This window comes from Oleiphilus sp. HI0066 (assembly GCF_001635725.1).
Genome location: NZ_LWFH01001637.1, coordinates 1 through 1077, shown reverse-complemented (window position 1 = coordinate 1077; position 1077 = coordinate 1). Strand labels below are relative to the sequence as shown.

Sequence of the window (1077 nt, the reverse complement as noted above, 5' to 3'; positions counted from 1 at the left end):
GGGGGAGTATCAAGACGATGCTGGTGGCTGGTTTGCAGAACGTGATGATTTTGAAGATGCCATTGATTTTGTCGGTTGGTATATGAACCGTACTAACAAAATGAACAAGGTGTCGAAGTGGGATGCTTATGCGCAATATTTGAATTACCACGAAGGGCAGGGCGGTTATCGCAGAGGGTCTTATAAATCCAAGCCTTGGTTAATGGGTGTCGCCCGTAAGGTCGAAGCGAGAGCGAAAAAATACAGCGAGCAGTATTGGGGATGCAAAGATGATCTGGCCAGCTCTTGGTTTTGGTAAGAGATAGTATTGTTTGGGAATAAAAAAGCCGGCTTCATGCCGGCTTTTAAGTTTCAGCGATCTAACTACCTCAGGAACGGATTCAACATTCTTCCGAAGAACCCTGTCATCTTCAGCGGTGCGTCCATTACAGCTAAACAAATACAATCCGCGTCAGCCGATGCTTGTGGCTGGTGCTTAGTATTTTCGTCTGCGAGAATGAAATCACCTTGATTGTACTTGCAACTCTTATCGGAAAACGAACCTTGCATCACTAAGGTGTACTCCGTTCCTTTGTGTGTATGCTCTGGAAGCTTTGAACCAGCTTTAATTCGGTATAGCTTCGTTGTGTAGCGCTCATCATCAATATTGAGGTTTACCTCTTGGATGTTTTTGCTGAAGCCACTCCAATTTAATTGGTCAAAGTCTTCTTTGATAAACCTGCGCATCGGGCGCGGTATATTTATGCGCTTTTCGTTTGCTGCTTTTTCGAAACTCTCTTGAGAAACTTTATTTCTTTCAAACATTTCGATTTTTGCCCAGGTCTCGTCTAATAGAGAATCAGACACGACTTCTTCGGAACATTGTTTCAATATGTCGCCACCAAGCGACTCAAAGTTACGAACTTTTTCTGCACATTTAGGACATGATTCAACATGGCATGCCACCATGAGTCCTAATGCATCAGCTAGTTGCCCAGCTGCGAAGGACATCAAAAGTTCATCATTAGGATGATAATTAGCCATGACATTTGCTCTTTTGCTACGTTTTCTAATTTCTTCATTGCGAGTCTTAGGCGC

Annotated in this window: 1 protein-coding gene and 1 pseudogene; one reads left to right on the top strand and one right to left on the bottom strand. The window is 43.5% G+C overall.

What is annotated here, in order from left to right; genetic code table 11:
* Positions 1–298 (top strand): annotated as a pseudogene (locus A3738_RS31550) (hypothetical protein); the annotation flags it as partial.
* Positions 299–363: 65 nt separating this feature from the next.
* Here A3738_RS31550 and A3738_RS25580 read toward each other — a convergent pair.
* The coding region (locus A3738_RS25580; protein ID WP_068763949.1) for a ChrR family anti-sigma-E factor at positions 364–1077 on the bottom strand (714 nt) is incomplete at its 5' end.